Origin of the sequence: Bacillus cereus group sp. BfR-BA-01430 (assembly GCF_022663115.1) — a bacterium.
Taxonomy (GTDB): domain Bacteria; phylum Bacillota; class Bacilli; order Bacillales; family Bacillaceae_G; genus Bacillus_A; species Bacillus_A cereus_BD.
Genome location: NZ_JAKUEW010000001.1, coordinates 258,997 through 274,128, shown reverse-complemented (window position 1 = coordinate 274,128; position 15,132 = coordinate 258,997). Strand labels below are relative to the sequence as shown.

Genomic DNA, 15,132 nt, shown 5'->3' with positions numbered 1-15,132 from the left:
TCCCGCTATTTGAGGGCAGTAAGACTCCCACCTCAAGATTCAGAGAGAAGCAAGGAAGATCGGCGGGAGTAGGGCTGCCCGTAACAGCCCGATTGGTGAGGGCTCATAATCAGTGGAGGATGAAGAAAACCCCCACTGATTAAAATTTCACTTTATGAGCGATTTTTGAAATATATCGACCGTTTCTCAGCATATATCGGCGCAAATGAAAATTGCTCTCCCAATTTAGGAGAGCAGTTCACTATTAAAAGAACAATGCTAAGAAATCTTCTTTTGTTATATTCCCAAAGTAGCGTTTTACATCTACGTCTTCTAACGATGCAGCAAAAGCTTCCTTATCAAACTGAACACCTATTAAACGCTCTTCAATATCATGAACATCTTCTACGCCGAAGAAGTCACCATATATTTTACACTCTGTTACTGTTCCTTTTTTCACTTCTAAGCGAACATCAACTTGTCCAACTGGAAAACGATGTGAATGTTGTAAGTTAAACTTCGGTGACTTTCCGTAGTTCCAGTCCCAATTGCGGTAACGTTCTTCAGAAATCTTATGAATTTCTTTCCAATCTTCTTCTGTTAACTCATATGTTGGAATTTCATTTTCTCCTTCAAAGATTGTCTCAAGAAGAAGCTGTTTAAATTCTTCTGTTGTCATCTTTTCATTTAAAAATTCCGTAATATTAGCGACACGGCTGCGAATCGATTTAATTCCTTTTGATTGAATTTTGTCCATTTTCACTTTTAGTGCAGATACAACGTGATCGATTTCAGAATCAAATAATAATGTACCGTGACTGAACATACGACCTCTCGTTGAAAATTGAGCGTTACCTGAAATTTTTCGTCCCTCTGCTAAAATATCGTTACGCCCACTAAGCTCTGCATTTACACCTAATTTACCAAGTGCTTTCGTAACAGGTTCTGTGAATTTTTTAAAGTTATGAAAACTATCTCCATCATCTTTTGTAATAAAGCTAAAGTTTAAGTTCCCTAAATCATGATACACAGCTCCGCCACCTGATAAACGGCGCACAACATGGATTCCTTTCTCTTTCACATAATCTGCATTAATTTCTTCAACTGTATTTTGGTTTTTTCCAATAATGATGGAAGGTTCATTAATGTAAAACAACAAATATGTTTCATTAATATCTAAATTTTTCACGCAATATTCTTCAATTGCTAAATTAATCGTAGGATCTGTAATCCCTTTATTATCAATAAATAACATGTCCTCACCTCATGAATTCCAAGTATAGCCACTATGTGCTAATGCAATAGAGCCACTAAAAATTTGTTTTGCTTCTTCCACTAAATCATCTGGATTTCCTGTATGCGGCAAATGCGTTAATAATAGTTCTTTTACATTTGCATGCTTTGCTATGTTTGCTACTTCTGTACTGTTCATATGCCCTGCTTTTGCAGCCTCTTGATGCGCATACATATTACACTCGCAAATAAATAAATCCGCATCCTTTGTAAATGGAATAAATTCTGGAATATAACTGGAATCCGCACTATATACAACCACTTTATCTCCCACCGCAATGCGCATTGCATAGCACGTAACAGGATGTACTGTTTTTAAGAATGAAATAGAGAATGGTCCAATTTGCAATGTTTCATCTGGATTATAGACAATTCCTTTCGTATGCGGTGCATGTGTTAAGGACGCAAATCCTTGTACATCAAAGCCATGCCCATAGATCGGCAATTGTGGTAATTGTCCTTTTGTCGCATTTGTAATTAACCTTGCATATTGTAATACCCCAATATCTGCAACATGATCATGATGATAATGCGACAGTAAAACTGCATCTATATCAGATGGTGTTATATATTTTTGAAGCTGTGCTAGTACACCACTGCCACAGTCAACAAGTAAACGAAAACCATCGTGTTCAAACAAATACCCCGACGTCGCTTCTCCCGCTTCTGGAAAGCCGCCCCAAAAGCCAACAACAGTCATCTTCATATGTATCCATCCTTTCAAAAACCGATAGAAATGCATGTTTTCTTTCTATATTGAGAAAGATTTCACTTACATTCTACATTGTTAACTATAATCCATTTCCTAAACTTTTTCATTATTTTTCATTTTGTTATAAAACAGTTATTGACTTTTATTTTTTGTACTAATACAATAGTACTAAGAAATGGAGGGATTTTCATGATTGATCAACCAATGGAATTTTTCAGAAATTTGCCAACAAAAACTTGTGCACATTGCGGAAAGGAAATTGATGAGCAACACGAAGCATACCATAATAAATGCGATGACTGTGTTCACGAAGAATAATCGTGTATACACATAAAAAACCTAGCAGACATTGTCTACTAGGCTAGTAACATCGCATTTTTCATCGTTGAACCTTTCACTAAAAGCTCTAGTTCAAATTCATATAGTTCTTTTTTGCGATAATTTTTTGTATGAATTTTATCTATCATTAAATCAACAACTTTGTGAGCCATGTCATCGATTGGTTGTTCCATTGTCGTAATACCAGGCTCTGTAATTTTAGATAAAATTTGATTATCAAAACCGATTACAGCTAGGTGATCTGGAATACTCCAGTTATGGCGTTTCGCCTCTGAAATAATTCCAGCTGCAACCTCATCGCCTCCTGCCAAAATAGCGGTAGGATTTTTTTTGTCCTTTAATACATCATGGAAGAGTCTTTTCCCATCGCTCCACGAGAAAACGTTTTCAATAAAATCAATTCCCTCTACTTGTTTCCCTTGCTCAGTAACTGCACGTAAAAATCCCATTTTTCGTTGTTGACTAATTACCTTTGTTTCATTTCCACGGCAGAAAATAAGATTGCGATACCCTTGCTCTAATACATGTTTTGCCGCAATATATGCCCCTTGAGCATGATCAAATTTAACCGTTGGAATATTTGCTTCTTCAATATATTCATTACATAACACGATTGGACCGTGTTGTAAATATGGCTCCACATCTTCCCATGAATTCTCAAGGGAACATAAAATAATGCCATCTACTTGTTTTGTTGATAACAGTTGTAAGTATTCCATCTCTTTTTCTGGTAAGTATCTTGTTTGACAAATAATCAGTTTATATTTATGTTCAGAAGCAGCAATCTCAATTGCTTCAATAAATCTACTAAAAAAAGGATTTGTAATCCTTGGAACAAGGACTGCAATTGTCTCCGTTTTTTGTTTTCGAAGTCTTCTTGCTGCCGAATTAGGTACGAAACCTAAATGTTTCATCGCTAATTGAACTCTCTTTTTCTTCTCATCTGATACGTACGGATGGTTGTTAATCACCCGAGAAACCGTTGTTCTTGATAATCCCGCTAATTTCGCCACGTCCTCGATCGTTGACACGAAATTCTCCCCCTTTGTATGAAAACGTTTTCTTAAGTAAATTATATAGTATATTATTGGAAACTGCAATATACGTTCTTATGATTTTACTATATTAATATTATTCATAGGGAAAAGTATGTATTTGCAGGAGAAATGAGTGGACTTTTCGAACACTTGCTATAAACAGAATAAATAGAAATAGGATGATTATCATGAACCGAACGGATCGTTTACTTGCTATATTAATTGAATTACAGAGGAAGCAAGTTGTGACAGCTCACATGTTAGCAGAGAAATTTGAAACATGTAAAAGAACCATTTACCGGGATATGCAAGCCCTTAGTGAATCGGGGATTCCCATCTTTTCTATTCCAGGGCAAGGGTATTCTTTAATGGATGGTTATTTCTTGCCACCTATCCAATTCAAACCTGAGGAAGCTGTATCTCTTTTACTTGGAAGCGATTATGTGGAGAAAAACTTCGATTCTCATTTTTCTATACACGCCAAATCTGCTAAGGAAAAATTGGAATCTATTCTCCCTTCTGAACAACAAACACAAATCGAAAATTTAAAAGGAACTTTCCGCTTCTTATCTGGAACCTTTCCTCACCAAAAATCGAATCCAGAACAACTGGAAAACCAGCTTATTCTTTTACAACAGGCCATTCAAACGGCACGATGCGTTTCTTTTTCTTACCGAAAACCAAATCAAATCGAAAAAATAAAACGTACTGTTCACCCTTATGGATTAGTCAATATTTCAGGCATTTGGTATATCGTTAGCTATTGCTTGTTGCGAAAACAAATCCGTCATTTCCGTTTAGATCGTATGGATGACTTACAACAAGAACACACCTTTTTCAAAAAACCGAAAAACTTTTATTTACAAGATTATCAACCAACAGATAATCGAACTGTTACAATTCATTTAGTATTCTCTACTCAGATTGCACATAAAATTGTTGAGTCTCGTTACTTTTTTATTGATTCATATGAACATAAAAATGATGGTTTTCATGTCATTTTAAAATCTAGAACTATTGATGAGGTATTTCAATGGATATTCAGCTGGGGCAGTCAAGTAAAAGTATTAGAACCAACAATTCTTGCTTATAAAATGCGAGAAGAAGCAAAGAAAATGTTACAATCTTAACTTTTCTTTTCCTACTGACATAACGGTGTCAGTAGGAAGCGTTTATAGTCATCTTAAGAAATATATTTTTATATAAAGGAGATCACGCTATGAACAATACTATGGTTTTAGAGAAGTTTGAAACATTAGCACTGTATTACATCAATGAATTAGACAAATACTCAATGGAACAACTGAGACGAAAGCCTTCTGAAGAAGAATGGTCGCTTGGACAAATGTATTATCACTTACTTGCAGCTTCCAATATGCAATTACATGCAATAGAACAGTGTGCAACTGGTTCAGCTATAATCAATGGTAAAAAAACAGAAATGGGGGAAAACGTATATAAAATGGGAGCCTTCCCTCCTATTCAAATCAAAATACCGAATCGCCCTGGATATACACCAGAAAACCCAACAAATAAAGAAACACTGAAACAAGGATTATTACAGCTTATCGACAAGATGAAAAAGACTCAGCTAAAGCTCTCTTCTATTCCGTCCCATCATACAGTGGTACATCCTGGACTTGGTCACTTATGTGCAACAGAATGGTTTCAACTTGTGTATATGCACTTTGCCCATCATCTTCATCAAAAAGAACGGTTAGAGAAAACCATCATGACCGATTCAAATTGTTAACGACTGCGAAAATCGTTCTATCCCTAAAGGACATACATATATTTACATTATGAGCCAAATTTCAGGGGGGAACTGTATATGCAATGGGTATATCATAATCCAGTATTTGATGTTGATCACGTACATCCGTCTATTCGATTATCTTCTGCTTGGGTGGGACATAACCACTTTGCATATGACTTCATTCGATTTATGAAACCGAAAAAGGTAGTGGAATTAGGAACACATTATGGTTCTTCTTTTTATAGCTTTTGCCAAGGAATAAAAGATGAACAACTTTCCGCCGAATGTTTTGCTGTTGACACTTGGAAAGGTGATTTACATAGCGGACCATACGGAGAGAATGTGTTTGAAATGGTTAGTTATGTGACAAATCATTGTTATCCAACAATCGGACGCTTAATCCGCTCCACATTTGATGATGCTTTACATTTATTTGAAGATGAAAGTATAGATGTATTGCATATTGATGGTTATCATACATTTGAAGCTGTTTCACATGATTTTGAAACATGGTTACCGAAAGTCTCTAAAAACGGCGCGATTTTCTTTCATGATATTGCCGTGTTGGATCGCGGCTTTGGCGTATATAAGTTATGGGATACATTAAAAAAGCAGCATCCTTATCTTGAATTTTCCCATTCATATGGTTTAGGTGTCCTATTTCCGAAAGGATATGACAGCAAGTTTCAAGATGTATTCGATAAGAAAGAGGAACTACAAAGAAAATATGCAGGGAGTAACATATAACTCACTGCTTACACATACGACCATAAAAAATAGTGCCATTACATATGGCACTATTTTTTATGTACTCATCTTTTCTCTTCTTTACAGACGAGGAAACCATCGATCCCAATATGGTTGATACTCTGGCCATAAATATGTCACTTCTTTATCAAATCCTCGATAATGGCGCATATATCCTGCTAAATAAGTAAATGAGGAGGCATGAGGTCCAGCAAAAAGAGGCGCACCGATACAAACTAACCAGTCGACTAATGCTTGTTCCTCTAAACACAATGCGTCTAATTCCTTCTGCAAGTCAGGGTGCGTTTGTAAAACATCTTGCTTTCTGACTATGACTAAATGAGGAAAATATTCTTTTATACGGGCTACAATGCGATGATACTTTTCCTCTTGAACACCAGAAGCAATATAAACAGCCGATAAATCCGCTGTACTTGCAATTGTATTGATTATTTGTTGAAGTTGATTTTCTGTATGAGCCACTAAGTCGAACCCTTCTACAGGTAAATGAACTAAATCTCCTTCAATTCTAAGCTGAATCGCTCTCCATCTCGGATAAAAAGACATAAGACCAATCATGCAGCTAGCTAGTTTTTGTATATGTTTCGCAAAGGGTAGAGATTTTGCGATAAATTGTCCTGTCTCCCTACTTTCATCTCGTACTATATGCCGTTGAAGAAATCGCCTACAAGTAATCATATGCTGAGAAGTCTCGTCCACATCCGGTTCGTGCCGCTTCACTACAATATTTTTCTTGTAAAATAACGCCCTACATTCCTCTACATCCAAATAAGAGTCAATATTGATTTTTGAAAAATACGGGCTCTTATGAAAGTCAACGGAATTTCGAGTTTGCACATCTTTTAAAAGGATACAAACTGAATCATGTTGCTTCGCATAATATAAAGCTTCCCCTATTGTTCTAAAAATAGCCATGAGCTGATTACAAAGCCCTTCTATCTCTCCAATTTCATATTGCAAATATATGATAAAACTTCCCTCCCTGCTTTCTTTCTCTTGAACATCTTATGCAATATATATGAGTATAGAACACGCTTCACTTAACCATCATGCGACTAACACTTGAATCATTTCTACTGACACAAAAAAAGGATTATCTTAGTTTGACAATCCTTTTAATAAATATAGTTCAAATAACTCTGCAATTCTTTCTTTTTCTAGTGGCTCATGATTTTTTTCCCAATCGAAAATAAGCGATACATATAGTCTAAGCATAATAAACGCTGTAATTTCTGGATCGCATTTACCAATTTCACCTTTCTCGATTGCAATTTCCAAATAGGATTGAATAAAGGATACAATTTCTGTATCTACTTGTTGCATCACTTCTTGTACTTCTTTCGTTCCCATATCTCGCTCTTCTTGGATTAGCTTAATCATAAGCTGATGCTCTTTTCTAAATTCTAAGATTCTGTATAATGCTCTATGTACATTTTCAAAAAATGAAATATCTGGACGAATGGATTCTTTTGCAACTTCCTTCATTTCTGCGATTAAGTTCGAAATAATTTCACCAAATAATTCTTCTTTATTTTTGAAAAAAGTATAAATTGTCCCTTTTCCAACATTCGCCAATTTAGCAACTTGATCCATTGTCGTTGCCTTATAACCAAACGCTGAAAAAGATTTTGTTGCAGCTTCAATAATAGAACGTTTTCGATCTATTGCCACATCTCCACCTCCAAAAATGACCAAATGGATAATATAGTCAATTTGTACACATTTGATATTATCACAGTCTTCCAGTATATACAAGTTCTCTTTTTTAGTTATTCCCTGTATCAAAAATTCCAGTCTATGAATGGAGACTTGCTTATAATAGTCATAGTGTATCAAAAAATGGACGGAAGTGAAAAGGTAGAACTATGTTATAAAGTGAAACTTTAATCCGTGGGGGTTTTCTTCATCCCCCACGGATTATGAGCCCTCACCAATCGGGCTGTTACGGGCAGTTAATCTCCCACCTATCTTCCTTGCTTCTCTCTGAATCTTGAGGTGGGAGTCTTACTGCCCTAAAATAGCGGGATAAAGTGAGACTTTTATTTCAACATAGACAGCAATATTTTCTCCATTTCCTTCTTCGTTAAATCTTCATCAATTATTTCTTCATAATCCGCTTCACCTCTAGTAAAAATATCATTCACAATCACAATTTGATGTGCAATATTTTTTCCGCTTTCATGGACAAACACCTTCATACCTTTTAATTTACTATTACTATAAGAAGGTGGTTTCACAAAGACAATTTGATTCCCTTCTAATTCATAATTTTCCATGTTTTCGTCCCATGGGAACATATAACGAAGCGGATCCTTATTATTTACATACTGTCCCGATTGATAAATTGTATATCCATATTTTCCTTTCCTATATTCGGATGTAACAACTAATTCTAAATCTCTCCCAAAATATGAATTCGCCGACTCTTTCTTCAGTTCATACCCATCACTTGTATAAGACGGTTGCTTAATTGGAAACTTAACATGCTTTTGTGCCTCTTCTACAGTGAACGTTAAAGAGTCTCCTACTCTATCTTCAAATGGTTTCGATTTCTTTTCAATTGCAGTTAATCGTTCATTATCGGCTTTACTTAAACGTTCTCGTTTAAATTCTTTCGTATCCCCTTCATAATTCTCTCCTACCTTTTTCTCGACCATTGCTTTTTTATAAATTTGGAAAGTTTCCTTATACAATTGTACGTACTGGTTAAATTCTTCTTTTGTTAAACATTTTTCAGCCAAATACAAAAAATCCGTATGATATTTATATGTCTTTATCGCCATTCCCCATTCTCTGCTCGCGTTTTCTGGTGTACCTAATATTCTATCGATCGCCTCTTCAAAAGCTGCTTTCGATTGCTTCTTTTTTTCTAGCACTTTTTCCTTCTGGCTTTGATCTACTTCAGTTGCACGTACATTCAGATTCAGTAAAGAAACAAATGCAACAGCAACAACGACGATTACACCAAGTGCTGACAAGCGATAAGATGTTTTTTTGAATTTTTTTATCATGAAAATTCTCCTTTTTAATGTATGTTTATTTCTACTTAAATTAGCTAAACTCGGTGCTTGGTAGTAGCCAGAATAATGTTCTAATAGCGTAATGATTGTATGCCCATATGCAATTTGTTCCTCTGAATCTACAAAAGTAAGTGCAAGTGCATCACATGCTAATTCTTGATCTTCTCGCATACATGAATATGCATACCAAAGAATAGGATTAAACCAGTTTAAAATAAGTAAACTATACATTAACCAGTTCACTGCAACATCTCGCCTCTTTATATGCGCTAATTCATGATAGAAAATATATTCGAGCTGTTTCTCATTCAACCGTTCTATATGTTGATTTGATAATAATACCCTTGGCCTAAAGAAACCAAAAACAGTCGGACTAGAAATTTTTCCAGCTACGCATATCGGGATATTTCTCCTGATTCCTACCGACTTTCGACAATTTTCAAATATCATCATAATATTTTCCTTTGTAATATAGGGCTGCTTCTTTATGTAAAAATATAGTCGTCCGTTCATAACAAACGTTACAATTGCTAATAAACTGACTCCAAATAACCAAATATATAATGCAAGGTTATACATCGAAAATGTAGCCTCTTTTTGCTCTTCCTTTTGGTTCATCGTATGTGCTGCATCGGGTATCTCAAGTGCCCCTTTGAATTCTTCATTCTCCTGCACTGATTTTTGTAAAGTTGTAGAAGATGACTGTTTTGGAAATACTTCAGAAACCTCTGATTGATAGAATAGAGAATAAATGTTATAAGAGCTATCTGGTGACCATGGTAAAAGCAGTCTCACTACTAAAATCATCCATAATACATATTGCCATCTAGGCGTTAGCTTATCCTTGAGTACAATTTTGACACATAAGATGATACCGACTAATATACTCGCCATAAGTGATGTTTCAATTACCCAGTCAAAGAAGCGCGAAAGGTAAATATGTGTGAATGTATCTAGCATTATGATCTACCTTCCCGCTCATTTTCTTCTGTCTTTTCATCCAAAATGCGTTTCAATTCATGAATATCTTCTGAAGAAAGTTTCTCTTCTTTTAAAAAATTTACAAGTAACGGTTTGAATGCTGCACCACAAAATCGTTTCAGTAACGATTTTGTTTCGACTTGCAAATAGCTATCTTGTGATACTAATGGATAGTATGCATACATACGCCCTTTATCTTGATGATATGAAACTGCTTCTTTTTGAACGAGCCGATTAATAAGTGTTCGAATTGTCTTTGGTTTCCAATCCATTTTTGACTCTAGCTTCTCAATAATTTCATTTGCTGTTTGCGGAGAATTCGACCAAAGTACTTTCATAATTTCTAACTCAGCTTCAGATATTTTAGGTAATACTTTTTTCATATTCTATTTCCCCTTTCGGGATTACATTTGTAATCTTTATTACAGATTACAAATGTAATCCTAGATTGTCAACTCTATTTTATAAATAAAATTACAATTATTCATAAAAAAACAAGAAAACCTTTACAATTAATGGTAACATAGAAACGAAGTATATTTTTTACAATCAAGTATTACTCTTATCAAAAAATGAAGTATAAAGTGGAACTTTAATCCGTGGGGGTTTCTCAATCATGATGCGTGCACTTCGTTTACAAATGAAACAAGCCTTTTCAAATCCGCTCTCGATGTGTTTTTTATGTAGTATGTTCGTTCTTCTTTTTATATATCACTATTACTATGTTTTGCAATATATTAATTCTGTACCAGACGAATTATTAACAACATCCTATAAGTGGATTGGATTTCGTGATAATGAAATGGATGTTTATTTATTGTTAATGCCCATTATCGCTACTTTACCATTTAGCACAAGTTATAACGCTGATCAATCAGAAGAATTTAAATCGTTTATCAGTAAAGAAGTTTCCTTTCTTTCCTATTTATACACAAAATATATCGTTACCTTTTTTTGTGGTGGATTCCTTTATATTTTTCCGTTCTTACTTTCTTTATTACTTTGTAAGCTCACAATACCAGATGGTGTACCATCCGTAACGAATAGTCTGATCAATACAAATGGCATGTTTGCATCACTGTATTATGATTCTCCAATCACTTATATTTCTGTATACATTGGGATTAATTTTTTATTTGCTGGTTTCATGGCTGTATTAGGTCTAGCTGCCTCTATATGGTCGCAAAAAGATTACATGGCGATTTTATTTCCATTCACTGTAAGCTCGCTTCCCTATGTTATTTTAAATATTATTTCTCCTACCATTGGAGGAGCACCTATTCATCTATATGATCCGAAACAACCACTGCAAGGAATGTCTTCGTATATCCTTACTCTGCAATATACATTGTTTGGAATCGTTAGTTTATTTATGTATATAAAAGGAACACGAAAAGACAAAAAGAAATATACACGTAAACTGCAAAAAAGAATGCGCTGCAAACAAACGTTAAAAATTACAATATAAGCACAAAATTACAATATATCGGCGATTCTTACCTAGTTATCGGCGCATAATCAATTTTATCGGCGTTTCGACATAAGATATCGACCAACCGACAAATTTCGTCACCGCTGCTACATAAAAAAGCCCGTCTAAGCTGAACGGGCTTTCTTCAAATCAATTTGCGCAAGCACCGGGTCATGATCACTGACACGGCCGTGCTCCTTCATCATATTTGTATTTAAGTGTACTGGATCTACAATTGTATGATTTGCAATATTATTTGTTACTAAGATGTGATCTAGTACTTGTGCATTTCCTTCATGAATATATGTGTACCGATTTTCTTTTGAAACGGTTTCTAACACATTTTGTAATGTGTCGCCTTTTAGCGCTTGCAGTGGTTTAGAGAATTCAAAGTCATTCATATCCCCTACTACAACAACAGGTGCGTTCGCATCTCGTTTTTGAATGCCTTTCACAAAACGATTCACTTCTTGTGCCAGCTGTACTCGTTTTTCTTCACTTTTCCATACAAGTGGTTGTACGCTTCCAAATGGCGGTGCATCACCTATTTTTGAATTTAAATGATTAGAAACAACAACGAGAGGTTGACCTTGGAATGTAAATTCAGCCGCTAATGGTTTACGAGTACTTTCAAATAACGGATTGTCCTGCCCAATGCGTGTCGGATTTGTCTCTAACAATTTTGGTGTATCTGCTAGTTTTACGCGCGATGAATTATAGAAAAAACCGACGCGAATATTCGCTCCCGGCGCTCCTCCATCTTGATTGTTTAAAGGTGCTACTTCTACATATTCATACTTTGGACCGTGGATTGCTTGCACTGCATCAATTATACGTTTTGCACTTAATGAAGCATCTGTTGTGCCATCGTTAATTGTCCCATTATTATCTTGCATCTCTTGCACACCAATAATATCCGGCATTTTCAAATTATATTTAATCGAATACGCAAGCGCTTTTACTTTTTCATCAGGTGTTTCCTTTTGATTTGCTGAAAAATTTTCAATGTTATATGTGGCTACTGTTACTTTCCCAAGACGAGGCTGAATCGTTGCTCCCACTTGTTTAAATCCTCCGTCTGTAACAGATGGTAATTCCGTCACTGGCGAAATGCGGTATGCGCTATAATCGTAACCTACTACCCCTGTTATATCATCATTAAAAGTGTCCCCAACTTTTGCTACATAGTTACGAGGTACTTTTACAGATAAGCGTTCTGGATTGAGTTGCGTCTCACTTAAAAGCGGCGTTCCATATTTCGTTACCATTTTATTGCTTCCATTTGCAATCGTTACATATAAATTCCCATGTTTCTGCGGTGCAATCACTTTTGGTGTCGGAAGTGTAACTCGCATACCTTCTAAGCTTTCATAAAAATCAATCGCATCTTCCTGCGGATCAAAAACACCGAATGCATCATTATCAACCATTTCATCTGGAATCTTCACGCCATGTTCTCCTAGCACAAGAGCTTCCGGAAGCGGCTCATTGCTTGCCTTTGTAATTGCGCGTGTTGCCTTAATTTCTGTCGTAGTTAAATCTGTTGCAAATCGTTCCGCATATCCAGCTCCAACATGCTCCTCCACTTGTCCATCTACTTGGACAACGTCTCCCACTTTCACATCCGCATCTTTCTTATACACGTAAATGCCTTCTGAAGTAGCTGGATCCTCATCAGGCTGTGCATCTTGCATATAAAAACCGTATTTATCTAACGCAGTGACTACCCCTTCTACATTGCGCACTTTTTTCCCTTTATAAGGAGAAATATGCGCGTTCCCTTGAATATCATGAATATGTACTTTCTCACCTTTTACCACTGTAAACGAAAACGTAGCAACCGGTGAAGACTCAATCCCTTCCTTTATCCCAATTGCCTGAATCACCGTATTTTCTTGTAAAACAATCGGTTCATGATAACGAATACTTTGATTCGTAGGCTCTGATCCATCTAGCGTATAATAAATTGTTGCCCCATCCGTCTTCGTCGTTAATGTAACAAGCGTTCCCTTTTCCACTTCTCCCCCATTTGGTGACGCAATGACTTTGCTTACACAATTTTCTACTTCTCCTGAAAACTTGTATGCTGATACTGCTTTTAAACCAGGACTCCCAAAATACATCTCTAGTGTACCTGTCAATTGAACTTTCTTCCCCATATTTTCAGGGTGATCTTTCACATTCACAGCTGCTCTTACATCACCTTTTGGCAACTGAACAGGCATAATCTTCTCCGGATTGGTCTCATCTGGAGAATCTGCAATTGCTACATTCGTATCTCCAAACTTCGCCGGATCTTTCGTATACTTTGATGGACTTTGTGTATATCCAACAATATACCCTTCTACTCCCCCTTTACTTTTGCCATGCTGCTGAAACTGTTGAATCGCATCAAGCACTGATAACGAATTCGTTTCTTCCGCTTTCACTATCGTTCCCGTAAATGAAATAAACAGTATAAATGATAAAACGATACCGATTACTTTCTTCACCGCCATCTTCCTCTCCTTACTTCTTTTGTCCTATCGGCATGTACTATCATAACAAATCGTTCTTTATAAAGAACATTTATGCGGCAAACTTTACAAAAAATTAACTTAAGTAAATAAAAAACAAATGCAAGGCGCTACCAACCACCCGGCTATTACAATGAGTTATAGATGTTTTGAAAGGGAGTCCTTTTGCGCAAGTATATTCATTTTAAAAAACGTGGATAGGCTACACTGAACTAGACAAAAAAATTAAGGTCAAGTAGACTACCACTAATATATTTGCGGAAAATCTACTATGACGAAAAATAAAGTGAAACTTTAATCAGTGGGGGTTTTCTTCATCCCCCACTGATTATGAGCCCTCACCAATCGGGCTGTTACGGGCAGCCCTACTCCCACCTATTTTCCTTGCTTTTCTCTGCATCTTGAGGTGGGAGTCTTACTGCCCGTTAATGCGGGATAAAAGAGACAGAAGAACCTTTACAGCAGAATTGAAACACCAGATGGTTCAACTGTATCAAAATGGTAAACCAAGGAAAGACATCATGAAGGAATACGAACTAACACCATCATCATTGGATTGGTGGATCAATCAAAATCATACGTCTGGCTCATTTAAAGAGAAAGATATTAAGACGGCTGAACAGCAAACAAACTTAAATCGGATTACCTTATTTCATACAAATTAAGGAAATGAGTTTAAAAACAAGCTGATTCATGACACGTTAGAGACTTTCAAAATCAAGCGTTCATTAAGTACAAAAGGTTGCCCATACGATAATGCCGTAGCGGAAGCAACCTACAAAATCTTTAAAACAGAGTTCATTCGCGGACGTCATTTCGCAAATTTGGAAGAATTGAACGACTACGTAAACTGGCTTAATCATGGTAGAATCCATAGAACGCTAGGCTATTTGAGCCCTGTTCAGTACAGACAGGAATACCTTAAAAAAATTGTCTAGTTTCGTGTTGACATACTAATGACATCTATATAACTTATATACTTTAACTTCGCTACCTTCCTTTCCTCTTCTTCCTTTATTAAATATAATAGGACTCCATAATTTTCATCAATACCCTCTAATACTTCTAATGATTCGTGTGTGGCATGTAAATCATCAATATCATAACTTTTATCTTTTACTCTAGGATATGAGGCGATCCTATTTCTCACGCGTTTTTGTATTAATTCACACTTTTCTCCACAATCCTTCCATTTCTTTCTCAAAAATGTATCTTCATCTAAATATTTTATTGTTCATTATATCACTTTATGATATATTA

Annotated in this window: 14 protein-coding genes and 2 pseudogenes; 7 read left to right on the top strand and 9 right to left on the bottom strand. The window is 35.8% G+C overall.

The annotated features are described in order from the left end of the window. Positions 1-244: 244 nt before the first annotated feature. Positions 245-1,234, bottom strand: coding sequence for a lipoate--protein ligase (locus MR058_RS01435; RefSeq protein WP_242142176.1), 990 nt, complete (start codon positions 1,232-1,234; stop codon positions 245-247). Positions 1,235-1,243: 9 nt separating this feature from the next. Continuing rightward, positions 1,244-1,978 (bottom strand): MBL fold metallo-hydrolase, encoded by a 735-nt coding sequence (locus MR058_RS01430; RefSeq protein WP_242142174.1) that lies wholly within the window; start codon positions 1,976-1,978, stop codon positions 1,244-1,246. 195 nt (positions 1,979-2,173) lie between these two features. Here MR058_RS01430 and yhfH point away from each other — a divergent pair, with 195 nt between their 5' ends. Next, positions 2,174-2,302: a protein YhfH gene (gene yhfH, locus MR058_RS01425; protein ID WP_000567010.1), complete on the top strand. Its 129-nt coding sequence runs from the start codon at positions 2,174-2,176 to the stop codon at positions 2,300-2,302. A 38-nt stretch (positions 2,303-2,340) separates the two neighbouring features. On the opposite strand, the gene MR058_RS01420 is transcribed toward yhfH, so the two are convergent. Next, a complete protein-coding gene (locus tag MR058_RS01420; protein ID WP_242142173.1) occupies positions 2,341-3,354 on the bottom strand; it encodes a LacI family DNA-binding transcriptional regulator in 1,014 nt (337 codons plus the stop codon). 194 nt (positions 3,355-3,548) lie between these two features. On the opposite strand from MR058_RS01420, the gene MR058_RS01415 reads away from it, so the two are divergent. From MR058_RS01415 to MR058_RS01405, 3 genes are all read left to right on the top strand, one after another. Beyond that, complete coding sequence (locus tag MR058_RS01415; RefSeq protein WP_242142171.1) at positions 3,549-4,490, top strand: helix-turn-helix transcriptional regulator; 942 nt, start codon at positions 3,549-3,551, stop codon at positions 4,488-4,490. Positions 4,491-4,579: 89 nt separating this feature from the next. Beyond that, a complete protein-coding gene (locus MR058_RS01410; protein ID WP_242142169.1) occupies positions 4,580-5,113 on the top strand; it encodes a DinB family protein in 534 nt (177 codons plus the stop codon). Positions 5,114-5,191: 78 nt separating this feature from the next. After that, the gene (locus MR058_RS01405; RefSeq protein WP_242142167.1) at positions 5,192-5,863 is read left to right on the top strand and encodes a class I SAM-dependent methyltransferase; all 672 of its coding nucleotides are present in this window, start codon (positions 5,192-5,194) and stop codon (positions 5,861-5,863) included. An 81-nt stretch (positions 5,864-5,944) separates the two neighbouring features. Here MR058_RS01405 and MR058_RS01400 read toward each other — a convergent pair whose 3' ends face one another. From MR058_RS01400 to MR058_RS01385, 4 genes are all read right to left on the bottom strand, one after another. Further along, the gene (locus MR058_RS01400; protein ID WP_242142165.1) at positions 5,945-6,799 is read right to left on the bottom strand and encodes an O-fucosyltransferase family protein; all 855 of its coding nucleotides are present in this window, start codon (positions 6,797-6,799) and stop codon (positions 5,945-5,947) included. A gap of 183 nt (positions 6,800-6,982) precedes the next feature. Continuing rightward, positions 6,983-7,555, bottom strand: coding sequence for a TetR/AcrR family transcriptional regulator (locus MR058_RS01395; RefSeq protein WP_242142163.1), 573 nt, complete (start codon positions 7,553-7,555; stop codon positions 6,983-6,985). Between the two features lie 368 nt (positions 7,556-7,923). After that, positions 7,924-9,864, bottom strand: coding sequence for a M56 family metallopeptidase (locus tag MR058_RS01390; RefSeq protein WP_242142161.1), 1,941 nt, complete (start codon positions 9,862-9,864; stop codon positions 7,924-7,926). Continuing rightward, the gene (locus tag MR058_RS01385) at positions 9,864-10,268 is read right to left on the bottom strand and encodes a BlaI/MecI/CopY family transcriptional regulator (protein ID WP_242142159.1); all 405 of its coding nucleotides are present in this window, start codon (positions 10,266-10,268) and stop codon (positions 9,864-9,866) included. The genes MR058_RS01390 and MR058_RS01385 overlap by 1 nt, the downstream gene beginning before the upstream one ends. A 233-nt stretch (positions 10,269-10,501) precedes the next feature. On the opposite strand from MR058_RS01385, the gene MR058_RS01380 reads away from it, so the two are divergent. Next, positions 10,502-11,353 (top strand): hypothetical protein, encoded by an 852-nt coding sequence (locus MR058_RS01380; RefSeq protein ID WP_242142157.1) that lies wholly within the window; start codon positions 10,502-10,504, stop codon positions 11,351-11,353. Between the two features lie 128 nt (positions 11,354-11,481). On the opposite strand, the gene MR058_RS01375 is transcribed toward MR058_RS01380, so the two are convergent. After that, on the bottom strand, positions 11,482-13,854 hold the full coding sequence (locus MR058_RS01375) for a DUF6359 domain-containing protein (protein WP_242142155.1): 2,373 nt from the start codon (positions 13,852-13,854) through the stop codon (positions 11,482-11,484). A 446-nt stretch (positions 13,855-14,300) separates the two neighbouring features. On the opposite strand from MR058_RS01375, the pseudogene MR058_RS23565 reads away from it, so the two are divergent. Together MR058_RS23565 and MR058_RS23560 are read left to right on the top strand one after the other, a co-directional pair. Continuing rightward, positions 14,301-14,432: pseudogene (locus MR058_RS23565) on the top strand (transposase); the annotation flags it as partial. Between the two features lie 72 nt (positions 14,433-14,504). Continuing rightward, positions 14,505-14,810, top strand: a pseudogene (locus MR058_RS23560) (IS3 family transposase); the annotation flags it as partial. Here MR058_RS23560 and MR058_RS01365 read toward each other — a convergent pair. Next, the gene (locus MR058_RS01365; protein ID WP_242142153.1) at positions 14,807-15,076 is read right to left on the bottom strand and encodes a hypothetical protein; all 270 of its coding nucleotides are present in this window, start codon (positions 15,074-15,076) and stop codon (positions 14,807-14,809) included. The pseudogene MR058_RS23560 and the gene MR058_RS01365 sit on opposite strands and share 4 nt — an antisense overlap. Between the last annotated feature and the right edge of the window lie 56 nt (positions 15,077-15,132).

Coding starts and splice junctions, on each gene's coding strand:
- MR058_RS01405 (WP_242142167.1), top strand. CDS start 5,192: ATGCAATGGGTATATCATAATCCAGTATTTGATGTTGATCACGTACAT.
- MR058_RS01400 (WP_242142165.1), bottom strand. CDS start 6,799: ATGGCTATTTTTAGAACAATAGGGGAAGCTTTATATTATGCGAAGCAA.
- MR058_RS01385 (WP_242142159.1), bottom strand. CDS start 10,268: ATGAAAAAAGTATTACCTAAAATATCTGAAGCTGAGTTAGAAATTATG.
- MR058_RS01430 (WP_242142174.1), bottom strand. CDS start 1,978: ATGAAGATGACTGTTGTTGGCTTTTGGGGCGGCTTTCCAGAAGCGGGA.
- MR058_RS01415 (WP_242142171.1), top strand. CDS start 3,549: ATGAACCGAACGGATCGTTTACTTGCTATATTAATTGAATTACAGAGG.
- MR058_RS01380 (WP_242142157.1), top strand. CDS start 10,502: ATGATGCGTGCACTTCGTTTACAAATGAAACAAGCCTTTTCAAATCCG.
- MR058_RS01375 (WP_242142155.1), bottom strand. CDS start 13,854: ATGGCGGTGAAGAAAGTAATCGGTATCGTTTTATCATTTATACTGTTT.
- yhfH (WP_000567010.1), top strand. CDS start 2,174: ATGATTGATCAACCAATGGAATTTTTCAGAAATTTGCCAACAAAAACT.
- MR058_RS01390 (WP_242142161.1), bottom strand. CDS start 9,864: ATGCTAGATACATTCACACATATTTACCTTTCGCGCTTCTTTGACTGG.
- MR058_RS01435 (WP_242142176.1), bottom strand. CDS start 1,234: ATGTTATTTATTGATAATAAAGGGATTACAGATCCTACGATTAATTTA.
- MR058_RS01410 (WP_242142169.1), top strand. CDS start 4,580: ATGAACAATACTATGGTTTTAGAGAAGTTTGAAACATTAGCACTGTAT.